This is a genomic window from Allobosea sp. 10L417 (genome assembly GCF_056395485.1).
In genome coordinates this window covers 985,785-1,007,927 of the sequence record NZ_JBFTJP010000001.1, presented here as the reverse complement: position 1 = coordinate 1,007,927, position 22,143 = coordinate 985,785, and the positions used below count along the sequence as shown (strand labels likewise).

General features: G+C 66.1%; 20 protein-coding genes. 5 read left to right on the top strand and 15 right to left on the bottom strand.

From position 1 onward, the window contains the following. Positions 1–28: 28 nt before the first annotated feature. The 3 genes from AC1DE3_RS05130 to AC1DE3_RS05120 all read right to left on the bottom strand — a co-directional run bounded on the left by AC1DE3_RS05130 (position 29) and on the right by AC1DE3_RS05120 (position 3,900). Entirely contained in the window at positions 29–1,993 is a 1,965-nt protein-coding gene (locus AC1DE3_RS05130; RefSeq protein ID WP_476780299.1) for a potassium transporter Kup, read from the bottom strand. 79 nt (positions 1,994–2,072) lie between these two features. Then, positions 2,073–3,347 (bottom strand): flavodoxin-dependent (E)-4-hydroxy-3-methylbut-2-enyl-diphosphate synthase, encoded by a 1,275-nt coding sequence (ispG, locus tag AC1DE3_RS05125; RefSeq protein ID WP_476780300.1) that lies wholly within the window; start codon positions 3,345–3,347, stop codon positions 2,073–2,075. 13 nt (positions 3,348–3,360) lie between these two features. Continuing rightward, positions 3,361–3,900, bottom strand: a complete 540-nt coding sequence (locus AC1DE3_RS05120) for a Fur family transcriptional regulator (protein WP_476780301.1) — start codon at positions 3,898–3,900, stop codon at positions 3,361–3,363. Positions 3,901–4,012: 112 nt separating this feature from the next. On the opposite strand from AC1DE3_RS05120, the gene AC1DE3_RS05115 reads away from it, so the two are divergent. The 3 genes from AC1DE3_RS05115 (at position 4,013) to AC1DE3_RS05105 (ending at position 6,492) form a co-directional block, all read left to right on the top strand. Beyond that, on the top strand, positions 4,013–4,798 hold the full coding sequence (locus tag AC1DE3_RS05115; RefSeq protein ID WP_476796632.1) for a 3-hydroxybutyrate dehydrogenase: 786 nt from the start codon (positions 4,013–4,015) through the stop codon (positions 4,796–4,798). After that, positions 4,795–5,865: a patatin-like phospholipase family protein gene (locus AC1DE3_RS05110; protein WP_476780303.1), complete on the top strand. Its 1,071-nt coding sequence runs from the start codon at positions 4,795–4,797 to the stop codon at positions 5,863–5,865. The genes AC1DE3_RS05115 and AC1DE3_RS05110 overlap by 4 nt, the downstream gene beginning before the upstream one ends. 207 nt (positions 5,866–6,072) lie before the next feature. Continuing rightward, positions 6,073–6,492, top strand: a complete 420-nt coding sequence (locus AC1DE3_RS05105; protein WP_441510341.1) for a DUF3830 family protein — start codon at positions 6,073–6,075, stop codon at positions 6,490–6,492. 64 nt (positions 6,493–6,556) lie between these two features. On the opposite strand, the gene AC1DE3_RS05100 is transcribed toward AC1DE3_RS05105, so the two are convergent. The 3 genes from AC1DE3_RS05100 to AC1DE3_RS05090 form a co-directional block, all read right to left on the bottom strand. Continuing rightward, on the bottom strand, positions 6,557–8,446 hold the full coding sequence (locus AC1DE3_RS05100) for a cation:proton antiporter domain-containing protein (RefSeq protein WP_476852124.1): 1,890 nt from the start codon (positions 8,444–8,446) through the stop codon (positions 6,557–6,559). A gap of 210 nt (positions 8,447–8,656) precedes the next feature. Beyond that, the gene (locus tag AC1DE3_RS05095) at positions 8,657–8,977 is read right to left on the bottom strand and encodes a polyhydroxyalkanoic acid system family protein (protein WP_476780305.1); all 321 of its coding nucleotides are present in this window, start codon (positions 8,975–8,977) and stop codon (positions 8,657–8,659) included. A 178-nt stretch (positions 8,978–9,155) separates the two neighbouring features. Continuing rightward, positions 9,156–9,365, bottom strand: coding sequence for a hypothetical protein (locus AC1DE3_RS05090; protein WP_476780306.1), 210 nt, complete (start codon positions 9,363–9,365; stop codon positions 9,156–9,158). A 195-nt stretch (positions 9,366–9,560) separates the two neighbouring features. Between AC1DE3_RS05090 and AC1DE3_RS05085 the strand changes: the two genes are divergently transcribed. Then, entirely contained in the window at positions 9,561–10,226 is a 666-nt protein-coding gene (locus AC1DE3_RS05085; RefSeq protein ID WP_476780307.1) for a hypothetical protein, read from the top strand. A 107-nt stretch (positions 10,227–10,333) separates the two neighbouring features. On the opposite strand, the gene AC1DE3_RS05080 is transcribed toward AC1DE3_RS05085, so the two are convergent. Beyond that, complete coding sequence (locus AC1DE3_RS05080; protein ID WP_441510336.1) at positions 10,334–10,636, bottom strand: hypothetical protein; 303 nt, start codon at positions 10,634–10,636, stop codon at positions 10,334–10,336. 216 nt (positions 10,637–10,852) lie between these two features. Here AC1DE3_RS05080 and AC1DE3_RS05075 point away from each other — a divergent pair, with 216 nt between their 5' ends. Continuing rightward, on the top strand, positions 10,853–11,197 hold the full coding sequence (locus tag AC1DE3_RS05075) for a hypothetical protein (protein ID WP_476852123.1): 345 nt from the start codon (positions 10,853–10,855) through the stop codon (positions 11,195–11,197). Between the two features lie 51 nt (positions 11,198–11,248). On the opposite strand, the gene iolB is transcribed toward AC1DE3_RS05075, so the two are convergent. The 8 genes from iolB to AC1DE3_RS05035 all read right to left on the bottom strand — a co-directional run bounded on the left by iolB (position 11,249) and on the right by AC1DE3_RS05035 (position 21,899). Beyond that, positions 11,249–12,046 (bottom strand): 5-deoxy-glucuronate isomerase, encoded by a 798-nt coding sequence (gene iolB / locus AC1DE3_RS05070; RefSeq protein WP_476780309.1) that lies wholly within the window; start codon positions 12,044–12,046, stop codon positions 11,249–11,251. Between the two features lie 113 nt (positions 12,047–12,159). After that, positions 12,160–13,044 carry a myo-inosose-2 dehydratase gene (gene iolE / locus AC1DE3_RS05065; RefSeq protein WP_441510333.1) on the bottom strand — a complete coding sequence of 295 codons (885 nt, stop codon included), beginning with the start codon at positions 13,042–13,044 and terminating at the stop codon, positions 12,160–12,162. Between the two features lie 32 nt (positions 13,045–13,076). Further along, positions 13,077–14,927 (bottom strand): 3D-(3,5/4)-trihydroxycyclohexane-1,2-dione acylhydrolase (decyclizing), encoded by a 1,851-nt coding sequence (gene iolD / locus AC1DE3_RS05060; protein WP_476852122.1) that lies wholly within the window; start codon positions 14,925–14,927, stop codon positions 13,077–13,079. Positions 14,928–14,995: 68 nt separating this feature from the next. Then, on the bottom strand, positions 14,996–16,930 hold the full coding sequence (locus AC1DE3_RS05055; RefSeq protein WP_476780311.1) for a bifunctional 5-dehydro-2-deoxygluconokinase/5-dehydro-2-deoxyphosphogluconate aldolase: 1,935 nt from the start codon (positions 16,928–16,930) through the stop codon (positions 14,996–14,998). Positions 16,931–17,034: 104 nt separating this feature from the next. Continuing rightward, positions 17,035–17,904 carry a MurR/RpiR family transcriptional regulator gene (locus tag AC1DE3_RS05050; RefSeq protein WP_441510330.1) on the bottom strand — a complete coding sequence of 290 codons (870 nt, stop codon included), beginning with the start codon at positions 17,902–17,904 and terminating at the stop codon, positions 17,035–17,037. A gap of 91 nt (positions 17,905–17,995) precedes the next feature. After that, on the bottom strand, positions 17,996–18,799 hold the full coding sequence (locus AC1DE3_RS05045; protein WP_441510329.1) for an SDR family NAD(P)-dependent oxidoreductase: 804 nt from the start codon (positions 18,797–18,799) through the stop codon (positions 17,996–17,998). 151 nt (positions 18,800–18,950) lie between these two features. Then, the gene (locus AC1DE3_RS05040) at positions 18,951–19,970 is read right to left on the bottom strand and encodes a TRAP transporter substrate-binding protein (RefSeq protein WP_476780312.1); all 1,020 of its coding nucleotides are present in this window, start codon (positions 19,968–19,970) and stop codon (positions 18,951–18,953) included. Positions 19,971–20,030: 60 nt separating this feature from the next. Beyond that, positions 20,031–21,899 carry a TRAP transporter large permease gene (locus tag AC1DE3_RS05035; RefSeq protein ID WP_476852121.1) on the bottom strand — a complete coding sequence of 623 codons (1,869 nt, stop codon included), beginning with the start codon at positions 21,897–21,899 and terminating at the stop codon, positions 20,031–20,033. Positions 21,900–22,143: the final 244 nt, after the last annotated feature.

The following is a 22,143-nucleotide window of genomic DNA, read 5'->3' as shown; positions in this document are numbered from 1 at the left end:
TCGAGCCCAAGCATGACGCTCGCGAGGGTCAGACCGTGACCTGCGTGCCGACCTCGACGACGCGGCCGGTCGGGATCTGGAAGAAGTCCGTGGCGTCGGTCGCACTCTTGGTCAGGCCGATGAAGAGGTTGTCCTGCCAGATCGGCATGCCGGATTGCGGCGAGGGCTTGATCGAGCGGCGCGACAGGAAGAACGAGGTCGACATGATGTCGAACTTGAAGCCCTGCTTGCGCAGCATGGCGAGGCCCTTGGGCACGTTCGGGCTTTCCATGTAGCCATAGACCATGTCGACCCGCCAGAAGTCGTCGGTGATGCGGGCGAGGCGCACGCGCTCTTCCTCGGGTACGCGCGGGGTGTCGGCCGAGCGCACGGTCAGGACGACGTTGCGCTCGTGCAGGACCTTGTTGTGCTTGAGGTTATGCAGAAGCGAAGCCGGCGCCGTCTCCGGGTCGCTGGTCAGGAAGACGGCCATGCCCTTCACCCGGGCCGGCGGGCTCTTCGACAGCATGGTGACCAGCTCGAGCAGCGGCACATCGGTCTTGCGGGTCTTGTCGAAGAGGATCTTGGTGCCGCGCATCCAGGTCCACATCACCAGCGTCAGCGCCATGGCCAGCAGCACCGGCACATAGCCGCCGTGGAACAGCTTCAGCATGTTGGCCGAGAAGAAGGAGACGTCGACCAGGAAGAAGGGAAGGATGAGCGCGCCGGTCGCCAGCGGGCTCCAGCCCCAGTGACGGCGGATGACGATGGCCGCGAGCATGGACGAGACCACCATCGTGCCGAAGACCGAGATGCCATAGGCGTGCGACAGGCTGGAGGAGGTGCGGAACGACCAGACCAGGATCAGCACGACGACGAGCAGCAGCAGGTTGACGCGCGGCACGTAGATCTGGCCGGAGGTCTGCTCGGAGGTGTGGCGGATCTCCATGCGCGGTAGGAGGCCGAGCTGGATCGCCTGCCGCGTCAGCGAGAAGGCGCCGGTGATGACCGACTGGCTGGCGATGATGGTCGCCACCGTCGCCATGATGACGAAGGGCAGCAGCAGGCCCTGCGGCGCGAGGCGGTAGAACGGGTTGTCGATGGCGCTGGGGTCGGAAAGGATCAGCGCGCCCTGGCCGAGATAGTTGAGCCACAGCGCCGGAAAGACGACATAGAGCCAGGCGCCGCGGATCGGGCCGCGACCGAAATGGCCCATATCGGCATAGAGCGCTTCGGCGCCCGTCACGGCCAGACAGACCGAACCGAGCACGGCGAGCGAGACGCCGGCGTGGTCGCGGAAGAAGAGCAGGGCGTAATAGGGGTTGATCGAGCGGAAAACGCTGAGATCGTCGGCGATATGGTAGATGCCGAGCCCGGCCAGCGTCAGGAACCAGACCAGCATGATCGGGCCGAAGAAGGTCGCGACGCGATGGGTGCCGTGACTCTGCATCACGAAAAGGCCGATCAGGATCACCGAAGCGATCCAGAGGATGTAGTCGTCGAGTGCCGGGGTGATCAGCTTGACGCCCTCGATCGCCGAGAGCACCGAAATCGCCGGGGTGATGACGGTGTCGCCGTAGAACAGGCCGGCGCCGATCATGCCGAGCAGCAGCGCGACATGGCTGCGCGCCCGGCCGAGGCTGCGCTGGGCGAGCGCGACGAGGGTGAGGATGCCGCCTTCGCCGTTGTTGTCGGCCCGCATCAGCAGCACGACATATTTCAGCGTCACGACGACGACGAGCGACCACAGGATCAGCGAGAGGACGCCGATGACGACGGTCGGCGGAACCGTGACGTTCTCCTGACCACCGGTCGCGGCGAGGATCGTTTCGCGAAGCGCATAGAGCGGACTCGTGCCGATATCGCCATAGACGACGCCAAGCGCACCCAAGGCCAGAGCAGCGAAGCCGGTCTTGCCATGGCCGTGGCCATTGGCTTGGCCCTGGCCATCGTCGAGTCCGAAACGGGAATCCTCCGGCCGGATGGTCGCAGGATTCGGCTTCTCATGCCCCATCAGGGATCTCCGCACGCGCTGCGGTGCAGCGAAAGGCCGGGGCCTCTAGCATAATGCGAACGGTGCGCAAAGGTCGGGATCAGCCGGCGACGCCAAGCCCGGCGCCGAAGCGCCGCTCGACATAGCCTGCGACCATGGCCTTGAACTCCTCCGCAATGCCGGCGCCCCGCAGGGTCGCGACCTTCTTGCCGTCGACGAAGACCGGGGCGGTGGGCGCCTCGCCGGTGCCGGGGAGCGAGATGCCGATATCGGCATGCTTCGATTCGCCGGGGCCGTTGACGATGCAACCCATCACCGCGACGTTGAGGTTCTCGACGCCGGGGTAGCGCGTCTTCCATTCCGGCATGGAACTCGAAATCCAGTTCTGGATGTCGCGGGCGAGTTCCTGGAATACGGTCGATGTCGTGCGGCCGCAGCCGGGGCAGGCGGCGACGAGCGGCACGAAGGCGCGAAAGCCCATGGTCTGGAGCAGTTCCTGCGCCGTCTTGACCTCGAGCGTGCGGTCGCCGCCCGGTTCCGGCGTCAGCGAATAGCGGATCGTGTCGCCGATGCCCTCCTGCAAGAGGATGCCGAGTGCGGCGGAGGAGGAGACGATGCCCTTCGAGCCCATGCCGGCTTCGGTCAGGCCGAGATGGATGGCGTAGTTGGCCCGGCTCGCCAGCATGCGGTAGACCGTGATCAGGTCCTGTACGCCGGAGACCTTGGCGGAAAGGATGATGAATTCGCGGGCTAGGCCGAGCTCTTCGGCACGCTCGGCCGAGAGCAAGGCGGACTGGACCATCGCTTCGCGCATGATGGCGCGGGCATCGAGCGGGCGAGGCGCGCGCGCGTTCTCGTCCATCAGCGCCGTCAGCAGCTCCTGGTCGAGCGAGCCCCAATTGGCGCCGATGCGCACGGGCTTGCGGTGCCGGATCGCCATCTCGATGATCTGGGCGAACTGCTTGTCCTTCTTGTCCTTGAAGCCGACATTGCCCGGGTTGATCCGGTACTTCGCCAGTGCTTCGGCGCAGGCCGGATGATCGGCAAGCAGCTTGTGCCCGATATAGTGGAAATCGCCGACCAGCGGCACATCGACGCCGATGCGGTCGAGCCGCTCCCGGATCTTCGGCACGGCGGCTGCGGCCTCGTCGCGGTCGACGGTAATGCGCACCAGCTCCGAACCCTGCCGTGCGAGCGCGGCGACCTGGGCCACTGTGCCGGCGATATCGGCGGTGTCGGTGTTGGTCATCGACTGCACGACGATCGGCGCGCCGCCACCGACCGTGACATGGCCGACCTGCACCGGCACGGTGAGCTGCCGGGCGAGCGGCCCGGCGCGTTCCGGCGTCAGATGGGGGAAGGCGCGCTCATTCATGCGGGCTGCTCTATCACGAAGCGGCTTTCCGGCAATGCTCGCAACGGCCGACGATCTCGACCATCTGATGAGAGGGTGAGAATTGCCGGGTTTCGGCGATCGCCGCCACTGCTTTCTTCATCGCGGGCGAGGAATCCTCATCGACGCCGCCACAGACCTCGCAGATCAGGAAGGCGACGACCTCATTCGCACCATGGCCGTGCAGGCAGGCGACATAGGCGTTCTTCGATGAGAGGCGGTGGACGAAGCCCTGCTCGACCAGGAAATCGAGCGCCCGGTAGATCGAGATCGGTGCGAGGCGTCGTCCGCCTGCCGGCGAGATACGGTCCGCGAGATCATAGGCGCCGACCGGGCGATGATCGGCATGGAGCGCTTCCAGCGCCTGCCGGCGGATCGGCGTCAGGCGCAGGCCGCGCTCACGGCAAATCCGCTCGGCACGTGCCAACGCCTCGGCGGCGTGGCGACGGTGGTCCTCGGCATGGCGGCAGTCTTCGCCATGTGTATGGTGCACATGGTCGTCATGCATATGCGTGTTTGGCTGCATTTTCGTCATGTTGCGTTGCAAAGAGTCATCGGGCAACCTGCGGGTGCCTGTCGTTGCGGCATTGCCACGTTCAGCCCGAACCTAAGCATTTTCTCCTCGATTGTCAGGGGCCTTGACGCTCATGTTCCTCAAAGACCGTACTGCGGCCATCACCGGCTCGACCTCCGGCATTGGCCTGGCCTATGCGCGCGCACTTGCTGCCGAAGGCGCGAACCTCGTCATCAACGGCATCATGCCGCCAGCCGATGCAGAGAAGCTGCGCACCGATCTGGAAAAGGAGTTCGGCGTCAAGGTGTTGTTCTCGCCGGCCGACATGACCAAGCCCGCCGAGATCGCCGCCTTCATCGCCGAGGGCGAGAAGAACTTCGGCGCCATCGACATCCTGATCAACAATGCCGGTATCCAGTTCGTTTCGCCCATCGACGAGTTTCCGCCCGAGAAGTGGGACCAGATCATCGCGATCAACCTGTCCTCGGCCTTCCACACGATCCGCGCCGCCCTGCCGAAGATGAAGGAGAAGGGTTGGGGCCGCATCATCAACACGGCTTCCGCCCATGCGCTCGTCGCTTCGCCGTTCAAGTCGGCCTATGTCGCAGCCAAGCACGGCATCGCCGGCCTGACCAAGACCGTGGCTCTGGAGGTCGCGACCAAGGGCATCACCGTGAACGCCATCGCGCCCGGTTATGTGTGGACGCCGCTGGTGGAGAAGCAGATCCCCGACACGATGAAGGTCCGCGGGCTCACCCGTGAGCAGGTCATCAACGACGTGATGCTGGCGGGTCAGCCGACCAAGGAATTCGTCACGGTCGAGCAGGTCGCGGCGCTCGCCGTCTTCCTGTGCACCGACGGGGCGAAGTCGATCACCGGCGCGACACTGCCGATCGACGGCGGCTGGACCGCCGAATGAGCGGGCGCCCCTCGCGCAAGGCCGAGCCGACCAAGGGACTGGCCGGGCCGAAGGCGGAAAAGACGGTCTCGCTGGCCCTGCAGGGCGGAGGCGCGCATGGCGCCTTCACCTGGGGCGTGCTCGACGTCATCCTGGAGGATGGGCGGCTCGGCATCGAGGCGCTCACCGGGACCAGCGCCGGCGCGATGAATGCCGTCGTGCTGGCCGAGGGCTGGATCGACGGCGGCGCCGATGGAGCGCGCGCCAAGCTGGAGGCGTTCTGGCGGGCGATCAGCGTCGACGGCAAGTATCGCGGTTCCGAGCGCCCGCTGCTCGACACGATGCTCGGCGCCTGGGGGAGTAACGGCACGCCGCCCGGTCTGCTGTTCTTCGAGATGTTCGCGAAGGTGGCGAGCCCCTATGACGTCAACCCGCTCAACATCAACCCGCTGCGCGGCGTGATCGCCGACCTGATCGATTTCGAGAAGGTGCGCGCGCACGATGCGGTGAAGCTCTTCATCGCCGCCACCAATGTCCGCACCGGCAAGATTGCGGTGTTCGAAGGCGACCGGCTGACCCCGGACCATGTGATGGCCTCTGCCTGCCTGCCGATGGTTTTCCAGGCGGTGGAGATCGACGGCGAAGCCTATTGGGACGGTGGCTATATGGGCAATCCGGCGCTGTACCCGCTGTTCTACAAGGCTCATTGCGACGACATCCTGCTGGTGCAGATCAACCCGGTCCAGCGCAAGGAGCTGCCGACCAAGGCGCGCGAGATCCAGGACCGGATCAACGAGATCACCTTCAATGCCTCGCTGCTGCGCGAGCTGCGGGCGATCGACTTCGTCAACCGCCTCATCGACGACGGCAAGGTACCGGTTGACGAGTACAAGCGCGTGCTGATGCACCGCATCGACGGCGGCCCGCCGCTGGCGGAGCTGACCTCCTCGTCGCGGATGAATGCCGAATGGTCCTTCCTGCTCCGGTTGCGCGATATGGGCCGCGCAGCGGCCAAGCGCTGGCTGAAGCGCAACTACGCGGCGATCGGCAGAACCGGCACGATCGATCTCAAGGAGGCGATCACCTAGAGCCTATTGGTTTTGCGCGAATTCCCTTCGTTCGGTTGATGCCAGCCGAACGGGAAGCGCGCCGAGGGGACGGCGGCCCGGCGTTCGGCCTTCGGGATTCTTCGCGTTCCGGCGTCTCACTTGTTCCGGGGACCGCGCTTGCGCGAGGGCGAGACGAAATGTCATTCACCGGTCCGGGATCCGTTTTCAGAAGGACAGGGATTTTCCATGAGCAGCAAGCTGATCGTCACCGCCGGCCCTTATAGCTTCGACGCAAAGCTCGAGCTCGAGGCCGCGCCGAAGACTTGCGCCGCCTTCCTGCGGCACCTGCCCTTCGTCAGCAAGATCGTGCATGTGCGCTGGAGCGGCGAGGGCGTCTGGATGCCGCTCGGCGATCTCGATTTCGGCGTCGGCTACGAGAACAATACTGCCTATCCGGCGCCCGGCCAGATCATCCTCTATCCGGGCGGCGTCAGCGAGACCGAGATCCTGCTCGCCTATGGCGGCGTGCAGTTCGCCAGCAAGGCCGGCGTCCTCTCCGGAAACCACTTCCTCACCCTGACCTCGGGGCTTGAGAACCTCTACGCGCTCGGCCGCAAGACCCTCTGGGAAGGCGCGCAGGACATCCGCTTCGAGATGGCCGGCTGAACCGAAACCAGCACCTGGGCTGGGACAACAAGGGCGGGACGCATGGCGTCCCGCCCTTGTTCTTTCATGCGGCGGCCGGCGGATCCTCAGAGGGGCTCTCCGCCGCCGGCTTGCGCGGCCTCAACATGCGAGGCTGGGCCGCCTCGGTTGGCGATGGTGCCTCGCCGGCCTGCGTCTCGGGCGCCGCGGCCCTGATTTCCGCTTCGGCCTCGGGCTCTGCCGTGACGACCGGGTTCTGGCAGAGGCCCAGCATCGCCCGCGCGATCTCGGCCTCGCCCATGATCGTCAGCGTCGCGCCGCATTTGGTGAGATGGGCTACCTCCGCATCGGAATGGGCGCGGGCGACGATCGGCAGCGTCGGATTCTCGGCCCGCGCCTGCTCGCAGACCTGGCCGGCCTCGAAGCTGCCGGGTATCGCGACGAAGAGACGGATGGCGCGGTCCACCCCGGCGGCGGAGAGCACCTCCGGGTCGGCCGCATTGCCGACGAGCAGCTCGGCGCCGTCACGCTTGGCCGTTGCGACCGCGTCCGGATTGTCTTCGATCACCAGCAGCTTCGAGCCCTGTGCGAGCAGGCCCGCGCCGAGCAGGCTGCCGACGCGCCCGTAACCGACCACGACGATGTGACTCGACAGGCTGGTCGGGGTGACGTCGCGCTCCGGTTCTGCGGTCGGTTCGGGCTCGGCCGGGGCTTCAGCCGCCATAGGTGCGGCCGCAGGGGATTCCGGCTTCGGCTTCGCGGCGGAGGCGTCGGCCGGCTTGAGGCGCTCGGCCAGCGCGAACATCAACGGGTTGAGCAGGATCGACAGGATCGCGCCGGCGAGGATCAGGTCACGCCCCTGCGCCGGCAGGATGCCGAGACTTGCGCCGAGGCCGGCGAGGATGAAGGAGAATTCGCCGATCTGGGCGAGCGAGGCGGAGATCGTCAGCGCCACCGCGTTCGAGCGGCCGAAGGCGCGCACGATCAGCCAGGCCGCGACCGATTTGCCGATCAGGATGATGGCGAGCGTGCCGAGCAACGCCCATGGCGCCCGCAGCAGGATGCCGGGGTCGAACAGCATGCCGACCGAGACGAAGAACAGCACCGCGAAAGCGTCGCGTAGCGGCAGCGTCTCTTCGGCGGCGCGCTGGGAGAGCGGCGATTCGGAGAGGATCATGCCGGCGAAGAAGGCACCGAGCGCGAAGGAGACGCCGAACAGCGTCGCGGAGAGGAAGGCGACGCCGAGCGCGACCGCCAGCACCGCGAGCCGGAACAGCTCGCGCGAGCCGGTATGGGCGACCCAGTGCAGCACCCAGGGAATGACCCGGCGCCCGACGATCAGCATGAAGGCGATGAAGGCGGCGACCTTGGCGACGGTGACGCCGAGCACGCCCCAGAGGCCGAGATCGAACTGCGTCGAGAGCGGAGACGGCGTGCCGGGCTGCCCGCCGCTGATCGCGTTGGCGACGGCCGGAAGCACGACCAGAGCCAGCACCATTGCCAGATCCTCGACGATCAGCCAGCCGACGGCGATCTTGCCCTTTTCCGTCTGGACCAGCCGGCGCTCCTGCAGGGCCCGCAGCAGCACCACGGTGCTGGCGACAGAGAGCGCGAGGCCGAAGACGATGCCGGCGATCCAGTTCCAACCGAGCAGCAAGGCAAGGCCGAGGCCAAGCAGCGTCGCGACGGCGATCTGGACGATGGCGCCGGGAACAGCGATCATTTTGACCGACAGCAATTCCTTCAGCGAGAAATGCAGGCCGACGCCGAACATCAGCAGGATGACGCCGATTTCGGCCAGTTCATTGGCGAGGTTTTGATCGCCAACGAAGCCCGGGGTGAAGGGGCCGGCGGCGACGCCAGCCAGCAGATATCCCACCAACGGGGATATGCGCAGTTTCTGGGCAATGGCCCCGAAGACGAAAGCAAGGCCGAGGCCCGCGACAACGATGGCGATCAGCGGGCCGTGATGCATGGGTCTCCCGAATCCGAAACGTCAAGAAATCGAAAATGTTGGAACGCTTTGGAGCATGGGGACTGCGGCCGCCGATTTCAACCGAAAGACGTACGTCTTTCGGGCTGGCGATGCCGAATTTTCCTTCGCTTAGCCGGGGCGCGCCGACGGCGGAAACGCGAGCCCGGCCGCGGGGCTGACGGCAACGCCCGCGCCGATGACCGATATGTCCTACGCCTTGGGTTTCTCGAGCAGGATCTGGCCTTGCTTCTCGACCCCGATCTTCAGCTTCTCGGCAAAGACGGCAAGCATCCAGGGCAGCGTCACCTCGACGCGGATAAGACGCTCCTCGACCTCGACGCGGCCATGAACGGTGTGACCGAGCGCGCCCACGCCGAAATGCAGGCCGTCGTCCTCCCAGCGCTCCTCGACGAGCTGCATCCTGACCATTCCGAGCCTGTCGCGGATGCGGTCTATCCCGTTGCGCAGGCGATTGAGCGCGGCCTCGCGGCCAAGATCATGCGAGATGGTTATGGAGACGGGTTTGCCCATGGCGCCTCATCGAACAGCAGGAACGAAAGCCAGTTGCAGCCGGACATGGCGACGGCGCCGGAGATTTTCCAGCGCCGCCGAAAGCCCGCCGAAGGGCGGGCGTGATCATCGAAGATCGTCTTGTAACATGAGCGCGTTGTAACATGAGCGCGCGTGGGCCCAGCGGTCCGCCGGGAGCTCAGCTGCGTTGGCTCAGGCGCTGCTGGCCGGTTTGCGTGACGCGCCAGGCGGCCCCATCCGACTCGACGAGCCCGCGATCGCGCAAGGCGAGCAGCATCGTATCGTCGAAGATGAAATGCTGGGTCTTTTCTTCAATGCTTTCCAGCGCGATCCATTCCGGATCCGAAAGAACCCAGGGATGTGCGATCTGGAGGTGCTGAACGTGCATATAGCGTCTCCTTCTCGTTGATGGCCCCTGTTCGCTGGGAGATCGCATCCAAACATGACCGGGTTATGGCCGAACAGCGAAGAATCGTGACCCATGCCCGGTCGCGCCGGCCGCCTTTTTAGCGAGCGGTGGGAACCCAGCCGCATCATCCGTCGTTCCCTGATCATATCCCCTTTCAGGAACGGAGAAACCGTCATGGCGATGGCCAACAAATTTCCGCCGGATGTGCCGGACAATGCCGAGGAAGCTCAGGAACAGGTCGAGTCCACAGTGAGGGCGCTCCGCGGCAAGGCGGCGGATATGGCCGATAAGGCGAGTGAGACCGTAAAGGACCACTATGAGCGGGCAAAGGACGCCTGGGACGAGGCCGATCCGATCGAAACCGTCCGCGAAGGCGGGCAGGCGGTGGCGCGGACGGTGGAACGGCATCCGCTCGCGACGCTCGGTCTCGGGGCCGTGAGCATCGGGCTGATCGCCTGGGCGACGCTGCGCGCCCGACCTGAAACGCGCTGGGAGCGCTATCAACCCGACTATGGCCGAGTGCGTGGCTGGCTCAACGACTACGGCTCGGATGCCGCGGATGCCGGAAGCCGCGCCTTGAAGGCAGGCAGCAACTGGCTGAGCGCCCGCCGCGACGCCGCGGACGACTATGCGGATCGCGCCAACGACTACGCATCACGAGCGCGTGAATATGCCGACATGGGCGGGCGCATGCTGGTCAAGCGGGCCGAGCGTGAGCCGATGGCGGCCCTGGTCGGGCTCGGGCTCGCTGTCTATGTGATCGGTTCGCTCCTGGCCTCGGCCTCGACCAGACAGGAGCCGGCGCCTGCTCCGGCCCGCAGGCGTTCAGCCAAGCGCTGAGGGGAATCAAGGGTTTCGGAAAAACATAAGAAAAAGCCCTGCGGCGCGAGGCGTCGCAGGGCTCTAGAATTGTTGGCGCGGCGCCTCCGAGAGGCACCACTCAAATATTACCACCAGTAGCGGCGCGGGCCGTAATAGCCATAGCCACGATAGTAGCCACGGTCGGCGCTGGCGGCGATCGCGCCACCGACGACGCCTGCGGCCACGCCCGCCGCTACCGCGCTGCTGGCCTCGTTCGAAGCGCGACGGTTCTCGACATAGTTCGCCGAGCGGCACTGCTGGTAAGCGCGGGTGCCGGGACGGAAGCCCTGGGCCTCACAGGTGACTTCAGCGTCAGCCATGGACTCCTGCGCGGTCTGGCAACCGGCGAGAAGCGCGGCCATCGCGCCGACGATCAGAATGCTACGCATATTTTATCCCTTTTCAGCCTCCCATTGGCCTGCGGGGACTTAAAAGCAGCCATCGTTGCAGGTCAAGAATGTCTCAGGTCCTGCGTTAAAGTTCGCACAGCCGAAATCATTCAATAGCCGCAGAATTCCACTCGGATTCACTAAGGGCCGATCTGGTGAAGGCACGCGGAGCGTCCTGCACAGATCGGGCTTGCATTTGCGCGACAGCAGCGGAACATGGCGACCGAGATCAGGACAGCCTGGACCATGTCGATACCGCGCCTCATCCTTCTTCTGCCGGCTTTGTTTCTTGGAGCCTGCGCCTATCACACTTCGCGCAGCAGCGCGGTCGTGGTCACGGATGCGGAGAAGGTCGTGGAGGGCTGCACCAAGCTCGGCGTGATCGACGGCAAGTCCGAGCTGCATGCGGTGCTGCTCACCGATACCGCGCGCGATACGATCGTGACGCGCCTCAAGATCAGGGCGGCGGAGATGGGCGGGAGCCATGTCGTCTCCAGCGCCGCCGACATCAAGTGGAAGGGCCCGGACACATCGGGCACGGTCTACAAGTGCGAGCGGTGAGCCGCTAGCCGGCTCATTCCGGATTGAGCCCCGCTCGCACGGAGCCAACAATCAGCTCTTCAGCAGCCACTCATGCTCGGCCGCGTTGTGGAATTTCCAGGTCCGTTTCGGGCCGGCCATAACGTTGAGATAATAGAGATCGTAGCCGTGGCAGGTGGCGCAGGGGTGATAGCCCTTCGGGACCAGCACGACATCGCCGTCCTCGATCGCCATGGCCTCGTCCAGGCTGCGGTCATCCGTATAGACGCGCTGGAAGCCGAAGCCCTGCGGCGGGTTGAGGCGGTGGTAATAGGTCTCTTCGAGGTAGGATTCCTGCGGCAGCTCGTCGCGATCGTGCTTGTGCGGCGGGTAGCTCGAGGTGTTGCCGGCGGGGGTGATGACCTCGACGACGAGCAGCGAATCCGCCGGCTCGCCTTCCGGCAGGATGTTGGTGACGTGGCGGGTGTTGGAACCCTTGCCACGGATCTCCTGGCCGAGATCGTCTGGTGCGATGACGCGCACCGGCAGGCCGCCACGCAGGCCAGGCGCCGTGCAGATCGCCAGCTCAAGATCGGTGGTGGCGGTGACCGACCAGTCCGAGCCCTGCGGGACGTAGACCGACCAGGGCTTGCCCTCGAAGGGGCTCATGCGCTGGCCGAGTTCGCCCAGCGTCTGGCCACCGGCCGTGGCCTTGCCCTTGCCGGTCACGAAGACGAGGCAGGCCTCGCGATCGCCCGTCGGGGCGGAGACGGTCTCGCCCGGCTTCAGGCGATGCAGATCGAAGCCGACATAGGTCCAGCCGGCATTTTCCGGCGTGACATGGGTGACGCGGCCGTGGGCGCCGTGCGGGCGAACCTTGAGACGGGACATGGGGGCTCTCCAGCGCATTCTTGGTGGGCTCGTCATGCTCGGGTTCGACCCGAGCATCTCCGGCAAGAGATTCTCGGGTCTGCGCTTCGCTTCGCCCGAGAATGACGCTGTATTCAGACCAGACCCGCTTCCTTGATGAAGCGCGTCAGATTGGCATGGCCGAGCTTGGCGTAGCGGGCGGGCTCCGCCTTCTTCGGATCCTGCTCGGCCTCGACCACGATCCAGCCGGAGTAATCCCAGAGCTCTCTCAGCACGCGGACATAGTCGATCAGACCGTCCCCCGGCACGGTGTAGACGCCGGCGAGCACGGATTCGAGGAAGGACCAGTCCTCGCGGTTGGAGCGCCACATCACCTCCTCGCGGATATCCTTGCAGTGGACGTGGTGGATGCGCGCCTTCCAGTGGCGGGCGATGCGAGCGGGATCGCCGCCGCCCCAGGTGGCGTGGCCGGTATCGAGCAGGAGGCCGACAGCCGCGCCGGTGACGCCCATGAACCGGTCGATCTCGGCCTCGGTCTGCACCACCGTGCCCATGTGATGATGATAGACAAGCTGCAGGCCGTACTCCGCCTTCACCGCCTCGGCGAAGTTGGTATAGCGCGCGCCGAAATCGTCCCAGCGCGCCTTGGGCAGGACGGGGCGGGCCGAGAGCGGCTTGGCGATGTCGGAGTGGATCGCATTCGAGGTCTCGGCGGCGATCAGCACCGAGCAGCCCATGTCGCGCAGCAGCGTCGCGTGAGCCTTAACCGCTGCCATCTCGGCAGCGACGTCGCGGACGAGCAACTCGGTCGAGTACCAGCCGGAGACCAGCGCGTGGCCGTGCGCGTCGAGGATCGGCTTCAGCCTGGCGGCTTCGCGCGGGAACTTGTTGCCGAGTTCCATGCCGGTGAAGCCGGCTTCGCGAGCCTCCTTCAGGCAGGTTTCGAGCGGGATGTCGCCGCCGATCTCGAGCATGTCGTCGTTCGACCAGCCGATGGGGTTCGCGCCGATGCGGATCATGTGTCGGGTCTTTCTCGCCTATGGGAACGGCTTCAGTTGCCGATGTGCTGACGCTTGCGCTGCGTATCGTAGTTTGCCCGCGCCGTGCGGACTTCCATGCGGTCGCTGACCTCGGGCACGGCGACGTCCCACCAGGCGCCGCCGGAACCGGTCGAGATCAGCGGGTCGGTGTCGATGACCACGACGGTGGTGCGGGTGTTGGCCTTCGCCTGCGCCAGCGCGGTTTCGAGTTCGGCGACGGAGGCGACCTTGGTCGCGATCGCCCCCATGCTGGCGGCGTGGGCGACGAAGTCGATCTCCGGCAGCGTCTCATGCCTGCTATCCTTGAGCAGGTTGTTGAAGCTCTGGCCGCCGGTCGCATTCTGGAGGCGGTTGATGCAGCCGTACCCGCGATTGTCGAGCAACACGATCGTGAGCTTGAGGCCCAGCATGACCGAGGTCGCGATCTCGGAATTGAGCATGAGATAGGAGCCGTCGCCGACCATGACGACGACTTCCTTGTCCGGCCTCGCCATCTTGGCGCCGAGCCCGCCGGCGATCTCGTAGCCCATGCAGGAGAAGCCGTATTCGGCGTGGTAGGAGCCGGGCGAGCCGGCCTGCCAGAGCTTGTGCAATTCGCCGGGCAGCCCGCCGGCAGCGTGGAGCAGGACGACGTCCGAGCCCAGCGCGCGCTGGACCGCGCCGATGACCTGCGCGTCGGAGGGCAGGGCGGAATTGGACGCGGCAGTCGCCTTGTCCGCTTCCTTCAGCCATTCGGCCTTGCCGGCCTTGGCATCGGTCGTCCAGCTTTCCTGTGCCTTCCAGCCGCCGATGGCTTCAGTCAGTTCGGCCAGGCCCTCGCGGGCATCGGCGACAAGAGGCAGGGCGCGATGCTTGCCGGCGTCGAAGGGCTGAACGTTGAGGCCGATGACCGTCTTCTGCGCGGCGCCGAACAGCGCCCAGGAGCCGGTCGTGAAATCCTGCAGCCGCGTTCCGACGGCCAGGACGAGATCGGCCTCGGCGGCGAGCCGGTTGGCGGCTTCCGTGCCGGTGACGCCGACGGCGGCCAAGTTGAGCGCGTTGTCGTCGGGCAGGGCGGATTTGCCGCCCTGCGTCTCGCAGACCGGGATGCCGGTCGCGGCCGAGAAGCGGGCGAGTTCGTCGCAGGCATCCGAGTAGAGCACGCCGCCGCCGGCGACGATCAGGGGCTTCTTCGCGGCCTTCAGCGCTTCGGCCGCGGCCTTCAGCTCGTTGCGGTCGGAGCGAGGCCGACGCGGTGTCCAGAGGCGCTCGGTGAAGAAGCTCTCGGGGTAGTCGTAGGCTTCCGCCTGCACGTCCTGGCAGAGGGCGAGGGTCACAGGTCCGCATTCGGCCGGGTCGGTCAGCACCTGCATGGCGCGGGCGAGCGCCGGAATGATCTGCTCGGGCCGGGTAATGCGGTCGAAATAGCGCGAGACGGGCCGGAAGCAGTCATTGGCGGAGACCGTGCCGTCGCCGAAATCCTCGACCTGCTGGAGGACCGGATCGGGAATGCGGTTGGAGAAGACATCGCCCGGCAGCAGCAGCACCGGCAGGCGGTTGACATGGGCGAGCGCGGCGGCAGTGACGAGATTGGTTGCGCCGGGGCCGATCGAGGTGGTCGCAGCCATGAAGCGGCGGCGCATGTTCGCTTTGGCGTATGCGATGGCCGCATGTGCCATCGCCTGCTCGTTATGGGCGCGGAAGGTCGGCAGGCGCTCGCGCTCGTGCCAGAGCGCTTCGCCGAGACCCGCGACGTTGCCATGGCCGAAGATCGCCCAGACGCCGCCGAAGATCGGCAGGCGCTCTCCGTCGATTTCGGTCATCTGCGCCGCGAGGTAGCGCGTCAGCGCCTGCGCCATGGTGAGGCGGACGGTGGCAGTCATGGTCGTCGATCTCCGAGCGGGAGTCTTCTTAGCATCGGCTTGGTCCGAAAACTTTTCGGGCGGATGCACTAGGCCGCCTTGCGGCCGCGCGTGGCAAGCCAGAGGCCGGTCAGCGCCTCGAAACGCTTGGCCATATCGGCGATGGCCGCTTCGTCGTCGAGCTTGCCGGCGAGCCAGCCTTCCGCCGCGGCCATGAAGATGGTGCGGCCCACCGCGAAGCCCTTGACGATGGGCGTGCCGGCCGTGGCGGCGAAGCCGGCCTCCAGCTCTTCGGCCGGGGCGTCGAGCCCGAGCAGGAGCACGCCCCGACACCAGGGGTCGTGCTTCGCGATGGTGCGCTCGATGGCGGCCCAGGCGGCCGGAGAGGATTGCGGCTCGAGCTTCCACCAGTCGGGCTTGATGCCGAGCGCGTAGATCTCCTCCAGCGCGCGGGCGATGGTATCGGGCCCGAGCGCGCCGTTCTTGCTCGCGATGATCTCGATCAGCAATTCGCGGCCGACCTTGCGCGCCGCTTCGAACAGGCCGCGCAGCTTCTCCTGCTGGGTCTGCTTCAGCTCCGCGGGATCGTCCGGGTGATAGAAGCAGAGAGCCTTGATGCAGTGATCGACCGGCCATTCCGGCAGGAGCGAGCCAATGTCCTGGCTCGTCTCGAAGCGCAGGGGCCGCGAACCCGGCAACTCGACGGGACGGCCGAGCCAGGCGAAGGGATGGCGGGCAAACTCGAACATCGCCTCGCGCCCATGCTTCTCGTCGAGCAGCATGCCGTAGCCGGGCCGGCCATCGGCGACGCGAGCGGCGGCTTTGACCGCGAGCACCTTGAAGTCGCGGATGCGGGCCGGATCGGCGCCGAACTTCGCCGCAAGCTCTTCCAGCTGGACGCGGTGGTCGCAGGCGAGCGCCATCAGCGAAGGAATGTCGCTCCGGCGTGTCGTTGCCCAGTGGATGTGGTTGATGGCCTCATCCTTGCGCAGGGCCCGGTGCGGGCTGCCGTTCTTGAGGAAATATTGCAGTTCCTCGAAGGTCGGGCTCTCCGGCGAGCAGAGCAGGCGCGAGACGGCGAAGGCGCCGCAGGCATTGGCCCAGGTCGCGGCTGTCTGAAGGCTTTCGCCGCCGAGCCAGCCGCGCAGGAAGCCAGACATGAAGGCGTCGCCGGCGCCCAAGACGTTGTAGACCTCGATCGGGAAGCCCTTGCCGACGATGCCGTCCTCCAGATCGTCCGGGATCGCTCCCTCATAGACGATGCAGCCCATCGGGCCGCGCTTGAGCACGATGGTGGCGGGGGTGAGGGAGCGGATTGTCCTCAGCGCCTGCAAGAGCTCGCTCTCGCCCGAGGCGATCAGGACCTCTTCCTCGGTGCCGATGATCAGGTCGCAGCCGGGCAGCACGGTCTTCATCCGCTCGGAGACGGCCTGCGAGGCGATGTAGCGGTTGTCGCCGGCGTCGTGGCCGGCAAGGCCCCAAAGATTGGGTCGGTAGTCGATATCGAGCACGACCTTGCCGCCGTTCTCGCGCATCAGCTTCATCGCCTTGCGCTGGGCGGCCTCGGGCTTGGGCCGGGCGAAATGCGTGCCGGTGACGACGACGGCGCGGGCCTTCGCGATGAAGGCGGAATCGATATCGCCTTCCTCCAGCGCCATATCGGCGCAGTTCTCGCGGTAGAACAGCAACGGGAAGGATTTGTCGCTCTCCACCGAGAGGATGGCGAGCGCGGTGAGGCGTTCGGAGTCGGTCTTGAGGCCGTCGAGATTGACGCCTTCGCGGGCGAGCTGCTCGCGCAGGAAGCGGCCGAACTGCTCGTTGCCGACGCGGGTGAGGAGCGCCGAGCGCAGCCCGAGCCGTGCCGTGCCGATCGCGATGTTCGCCGGGCAGCCGCCCACCGATTTGGCAAAGCTGGTGACGTCTTCCAGCCGCGAGCCGATCTGCTGGCCGTAGAGATCGACCGAGGCGCGGCCGATGGTGATGACGTCGAGCGCCTGCGCCGATCCGCCGAGCGGTCCCGTCATATGCTCCTCCAGCCCTTGTCGCTTCTGGTGACATGCGGGCGGCCTGACGGCCCCGCCTTGGCGACATGAAATAATAATTCCATTATTCCGTCAATGCGGAATGTCTATTCCTGCTCGCGCGACCGGCGGCGGCGGCCGCGCCCGGCGCGGCGGGCGTCGCCGATGCCGACGGCGAGCGCCATGGCCAGGGCCATGGTGGAGGACAGCGTGCGGAAGCCGCCGAAGTCGGCCTCGGCCACCTCGAACCAGGTCTGGGCGAAGCTGGCGAGCGGCGAGAAGGCGCTGTCGGTGATGGCGATGAGCGGCACGCCGCGCTCGGCGAGGCCGCGCGCGTCCTCGACGGTGGCCGATGCGTAGGGCGAGAAGCTGACGACCAGCACGGCGTCCCGCGGGGTGGCGAAGGCGATCATCTCGGGGTCGAGCCCGGCCGCCGATTCGACGAGCTGATAGCGGACGCCGAGCTTGCCGAGCGCATAGGCGACGTAGCTCGCCACCGGGTAGGAGCGGCGGCGGGCGAGGATGTAGATGGTTTCGGCGCCGGCCAGCAGCTCGATGGCGCGGTCGAGCGTGCCCTCGTCGATGCTGCGGCTCATCACGTCGAGCGATTTGCGCGAGGCGGTGAGGAAGCCGTCGAGAATGCGATGGGCGCCGGCCGGGCCTTCGCCGGCCCGCAAGGTGTTGAGGCGTTCCTCATAGCTCGAATTGCGCTCGCGCAGCCGCTCGCGGAAGACCACCTGCAGACTGGTGAAGCCGTCGAAGCCGAGATGCTGGGCGAAGCGGATCAAGGTCGAGGGTTGGACGCCAGCGGAGACCGCGATGCTCGCCGCGGTGCCGAAGGCGATCTCGTCGGGATTGTCGAGCGCATAGGCCGCAATCTGGGCGATGCGCTTCGGAAGGCTCTCGCGCTGGGCGAGAATCAACGTGCGCAGGCCGTCGAAATCACGCGGCAGTTCCGCAACGGCGGTTTCGCTCATTCTCGATGTCCGTTGCCGTCCCTGTTGCAACAGTTCTGGCAGCGAAGCGTAAATGGAGCAAGCGTTCCAGTAGGGGAATGAACAATCGATATCAGCCCGGCAGGCCGGCGGTACAGCTCTGGCCGCCATCGACAGGCAGGCAGACGCCGGTGATGAACTTCGCTTCGTCAGAGGCGAGGAAGACGGCGGCGTGGGCGATGTCCCAGGCGGTGCCCATCCTGCCCATCGGCACCTGCGCGTTACGGGCGGCGACCATCTCCTCGACGGAAGCATATTGCGAGGAGATCTGCTTGTAGATCAGCGGCGTGTCGATCAGGCCCGGCATGATGCAGTTCGCGCGGATGTTCTGCTTCGCATACTGCATCGCGAGCGCGACCGTCGCCTGGTTCACCGCCGCCTTCGTCGCGTAGTAGGCGAAATAGGGATAGCCGGTCCAGCGAATGGCCGCGAGCGAGGAGATGTTGACGATGGCGCCGCCGCCGCCCTTCAGCATTTCGGGAATCGCGGCCTTGGCGCAGCGATAGACCGAGCCGAGATTGAGCTGGAGCGAGGCCTGGAACTGCTCCTCGGAAAGCTCGACCGGCCCGCCCATATGGGTGACGCCGACATTGTTGTGCAGGATGTCGATGCGGCCAAAATGCCGCGCGGTTTCCGCGACGCAGGCTTCGACCGAGCCGAGATTCGTCACATCGGCGGCGAGCGCCAGCGCTCTGCCGCCCTCGCCGGTGATGATGGCGGCGGTCTCCTCGGCGGCGGCCAGGTTCAGGTCGATGCAGGCGACCCCGGCGCCCTCGCGGGCATAGGCGACGGCTGCCGCCTTGCCGTTGCCCCAGCCGGGGCCGGAGGAGCCGGCGCCGAAGACGATGGCGATCTTGTCCTTCAGCCGGTCGGCCATGGGAGTTCTTTCCGTTGTGCAGGGTACGGCGCGCCGATGGAGCGCCGTCATGCTCGGGCTCGAGCCGAGCATCTCGAATACCAGAGCTGGCTGGTCATGAGATTCTCGGGTCGAAGCTTTGCTTCGCCCGAGAATGACGGTTGCGGACGGATCAGCTCAGCGAGCTGCCGACGGCCTTCTCCAGGATGCCCCAGGCCTCGTCGCCGTACTTCTTCTTCCACTCGGCGTAGAATCCGGCCTTGCGCAGCGCCTCGCGGAAGGCGTCGGCCTTGGTCTCGTTGGCGACCATGCCCTTCGAGACGAGCTCGCCCTGCAAGCCGGCATTGAGCTTGGCGACGTCTTCGCGCTCCAGCAACGCAGCGGCGTTGATGTTCTTGGCGACGATGGCGCGCAGGTCTTCCGGAAGCTTCTCCCAGGCGCGGCGATTGGCCAGGAACCAGAAGCCGTCCCACATATGGTTGGTCAGCGAGAGGTACTTCTGCACCTCGAAGAGCTTGGCGGTCGCGATGATCGCGAGCGGGTTCTCCTGGCCATCGACGATCTTGGTCTGCAGGGCAGTATAGACCTCGGCGAAGTTGATGCTGGCGGGAGCCGACTGGAAGGCGGTGAACATCGAGGTCCAGAGCGGGGAGACCGGCACGCGGATCTTGAAGCCCTTGAGGTCTTCTGGCGTGTTGACCGGGCCCTTGGACGAGGTGATCTGGCGGAAGCCGTTGTCCCAGATCTTGTCCATGACGACGAGGTTGGCCTTGCCGATCTGGCCGCGGACATAGGCGCCGAGCTCGCCGTCCATCGCCTTCCAGACCGCGTCGTAATTCGGGAAGGCGAAGCCGATGCCGGAAAGCGAGGCATTGGCGACCAGCGTCGAGAGGATCAGCGGCGAGAGCGTGAAGAACTCGACGCCGCCCGAGCGGACCTGGCTCAGCATGTCGGTATCGGAGCCGAGCTGGTTGTTCGGGAAGATCTGGATGTCGACGCGGCCGTTCGTCTCCTGCTTGATCTTCGCCACGGCCTCGTTGGCGCGCGTGTTCATCGGGTGCGCGACGGGCAGGTTGTTGGCGTATTTATAGGTGAATTCGGCGCTCTGCGCATTGGCGCGGCCGATATGGAAGGTGCCGATGGCGGACGCTGCGGCTGTCGCCTGGAGCAGGGTGCGGCGTGAGATGGTCATGGGCGTTTTCTCCTTGAGAGCGTCTGTTGTCTTGAGGTTTCTTATGGTTGGCAGTGAGCTTCACAGCACCCAGGTCGAGAGGCCGGGCACGAGGGCGATGACGACGAGGCCGACGAGCAGGGCGATGAGATAGGGCCAGATCGCGCCCATCGCCTCGTCGGGCGAGACGTTGCCGATCTTGCAGGCGATGTAGAAGCCGATGCCGATCGGCGGCGCCATCAGGCCGATATTCATCGCGGTGACCACCACCATCGCGTAATGCACGTCGTTGATGCCGAGGCTCTTGGCGATCGGGAACATCAAGGGCGCCAGCAGCACGATCGCCGGCAGGCCCTCCAGCACGCAGCCGAGGATCATGAAGACGACGATCGACACCGCCATGAAGCTGAGCCAGCCGCCGGGCAGATGCGCCATGAAGCTGGCGAGGTCGCGGGCGAAGCCGGTCTGGGTCAGGGCCCAGGCCATGGCGAGCGCGGTGCCGAGGATCATCAGGATCGCGCCGGAGAGAGCCGCTGTCTCGACGAGCATCGAATAGAATTTGCGCGGGCTGATGCCGCCATAGAGCACGATGCCGATGACGAGTGCGTAGAGCACCGCGATGGTCGAGACCTCGGTCGCGGTGGCGACGCCGCCGCCGACCGCGGCGCGGATGATGAAGGGCAGGACCAGGGCCGGCGCGGCGACGAGCGCGACCTTGCCGATGACCGCGAGCGGGGCGCGGCGAACGCCCTTCATGTCCTCCGCCGCCGCTTTCCAGCGGGCGAGGCCGGCAAGCGCGACGAGCAGCACGCCGGCGATAACGAAGCCGGCGTTGAACAGGCCGGCAATCGAGACGCCGGCGACCGAGCCGAGCACGATCAGCACGATCGAGGGCGGCACGGTGTCGGCCATGGCTGCACCGGTCGAGAGCAGCGCGATCAGGTCCTTGGGCTTGTAGCCGCGCCGCTTCATCTCCGGGAACAGCGCGGGCGCGACCGTCGCCATGTCCGAGACCTTGGAGCCCGAGATCCCTGAGACAAGATAGAGCGAGCCGAGCAGGACATAGGACATGCCGGCGCGGACATGACCGAGCAGGGAGGCGAGGAAATCGACGATCGCCTTGCCCATGCCGGTGGCGTCCAGGATGCAGCCGAGCAGCACGAAGATCGGCACGGAGAGCAGGATGAGGCTCGACATGCCCTCGTCCATGCGCCCGATCATCACGAGCATCGGGACATTGGTCGAGAAGGCGAGGAAGGCGAGCGTGCCCAGCCCGAAGCAGAAGGCGATCGGCACGCCCGCAACTAGGCAGGCGGCGACGACGCCGATCAGGAAGATCAGGATATTGTAGTAGCCGAGCCCCTTCAGGGTCGGCCCGAGCAGCCAGAAGGCGAGGCCGAAGCCGCCGACGACCAGAGCTGATGCGGCGATGTCGACGAGGCGCGCAGTCTTGAAGAGGTAGCGCAGCGTGAGCAGCCCCATCAGCACGATGCCGACGGCGATGGCCGAAACGCGCCAGCTGACGGGGATATTGAGCGCAGCCGAGGTGACGTAGCTTTCTTCCACCGCATATTCGATGGCTGGATCGACCATCGCGGCGAGGAAGGCGGCGACGGCGGTCAGCGCCAGCGTCTCGGCGAATTCGCGCAGGCGTGCCGGCATCATGCCGACGAACAGCGTCAGGCGCAGATGCTCGTTGCGGTCGACGGCGATGGCGGCGCCGAGCATGGCGAGCCAGATGAAGGCGATCGAGGCGACCTCGTCGACCCAGACGAAGGGCAGCGCGAAGACATAGCGCGAGACGACGCCGAGCAGCAGCACGCCGATGATGAAGGCGACGAGCGCGGCGGCGACGAACTCGACCGGCCGCATGATCGCGGAGCCGGGGCGCGCATCCTCGTTTTCGCTCAGATTCTCGGGGATCGTCAGCGTATCGGCGATATCGCTCATGCGGCGCCCTCAGATGCCGCTGGCCGGGCGCAACTCGCCCGTGATGTGGGATGCCCTGACGGCCATCGTTCCGTTCCTCCCTTCGCGCCGATCTTGTGATGTCGCCGGCGTCGATTGCGGTCCACACTGTGAATAGACGAGCAGCTGGACGGCGAGCAGATTACACGAGGGTTGCGGCGTTGCAATCCGCAAAGCGCCCATCTACGGTTGGAGCATAAGAATGAGGTCCATATCGTGGACTGTG

Excerpts from the sequence above, each read along its gene's own strand:
- AC1DE3_RS05130 (WP_476780299.1), bottom strand. The coding sequence starts at position 1,993 with ATGGGGCATGAGAAGCCGAATCCTGCGACCATCCGGCCGGAGGATTCC.
- ispG (WP_476780300.1), bottom strand. The coding sequence starts at position 3,347 with ATGAATGAGCGCGCCTTCCCCCATCTGACGCCGGAACGCGCCGGGCCG.
- AC1DE3_RS05120 (WP_476780301.1), bottom strand. The coding sequence starts at position 3,900 with ATGACGAAAATGCAGCCAAACACGCATATGCATGACGACCATGTGCAC.
- AC1DE3_RS05115 (WP_476796632.1), top strand. The coding sequence starts at position 4,013 with ATGTTCCTCAAAGACCGTACTGCGGCCATCACCGGCTCGACCTCCGGC.
- AC1DE3_RS05110 (WP_476780303.1), top strand. The coding sequence starts at position 4,795 with ATGAGCGGGCGCCCCTCGCGCAAGGCCGAGCCGACCAAGGGACTGGCC.
- AC1DE3_RS05105 (WP_441510341.1), top strand. The coding sequence starts at position 6,073 with ATGAGCAGCAAGCTGATCGTCACCGCCGGCCCTTATAGCTTCGACGCA.
- AC1DE3_RS05100 (WP_476852124.1), bottom strand. The coding sequence starts at position 8,446 with ATGCATCACGGCCCGCTGATCGCCATCGTTGTCGCGGGCCTCGGCCTT.
- AC1DE3_RS05095 (WP_476780305.1), bottom strand. The coding sequence starts at position 8,977 with ATGGGCAAACCCGTCTCCATAACCATCTCGCATGATCTTGGCCGCGAG.
- AC1DE3_RS05090 (WP_476780306.1), bottom strand. The coding sequence starts at position 9,365 with ATGCACGTTCAGCACCTCCAGATCGCACATCCCTGGGTTCTTTCGGAT.
- AC1DE3_RS05085 (WP_476780307.1), top strand. The coding sequence starts at position 9,561 with ATGGCGATGGCCAACAAATTTCCGCCGGATGTGCCGGACAATGCCGAG.
- AC1DE3_RS05080 (WP_441510336.1), bottom strand. The coding sequence starts at position 10,636 with ATGCGTAGCATTCTGATCGTCGGCGCGATGGCCGCGCTTCTCGCCGGT.
- AC1DE3_RS05075 (WP_476852123.1), top strand. The coding sequence starts at position 10,853 with ATGGCGACCGAGATCAGGACAGCCTGGACCATGTCGATACCGCGCCTC.
- iolB (WP_476780309.1), bottom strand. The coding sequence starts at position 12,046 with ATGTCCCGTCTCAAGGTTCGCCCGCACGGCGCCCACGGCCGCGTCACC.
- iolE (WP_441510333.1), bottom strand. The coding sequence starts at position 13,044 with ATGATCCGCATCGGCGCGAACCCCATCGGCTGGTCGAACGACGACATG.
- iolD (WP_476852122.1), bottom strand. The coding sequence starts at position 14,927 with ATGACTGCCACCGTCCGCCTCACCATGGCGCAGGCGCTGACGCGCTAC.
- AC1DE3_RS05055 (WP_476780311.1), bottom strand. The coding sequence starts at position 16,930 with ATGACGGGACCGCTCGGCGGATCGGCGCAGGCGCTCGACGTCATCACC.
- AC1DE3_RS05050 (WP_441510330.1), bottom strand. The coding sequence starts at position 17,904 with ATGAGCGAAACCGCCGTTGCGGAACTGCCGCGTGATTTCGACGGCCTG.
- AC1DE3_RS05045 (WP_441510329.1), bottom strand. The coding sequence starts at position 18,799 with ATGGCCGACCGGCTGAAGGACAAGATCGCCATCGTCTTCGGCGCCGGC.
- AC1DE3_RS05040 (WP_476780312.1), bottom strand. The coding sequence starts at position 19,970 with ATGACCATCTCACGCCGCACCCTGCTCCAGGCGACAGCCGCAGCGTCC.
- AC1DE3_RS05035 (WP_476852121.1), bottom strand. The coding sequence starts at position 21,899 with ATGAGCGATATCGCCGATACGCTGACGATCCCCGAGAATCTGAGCGAA.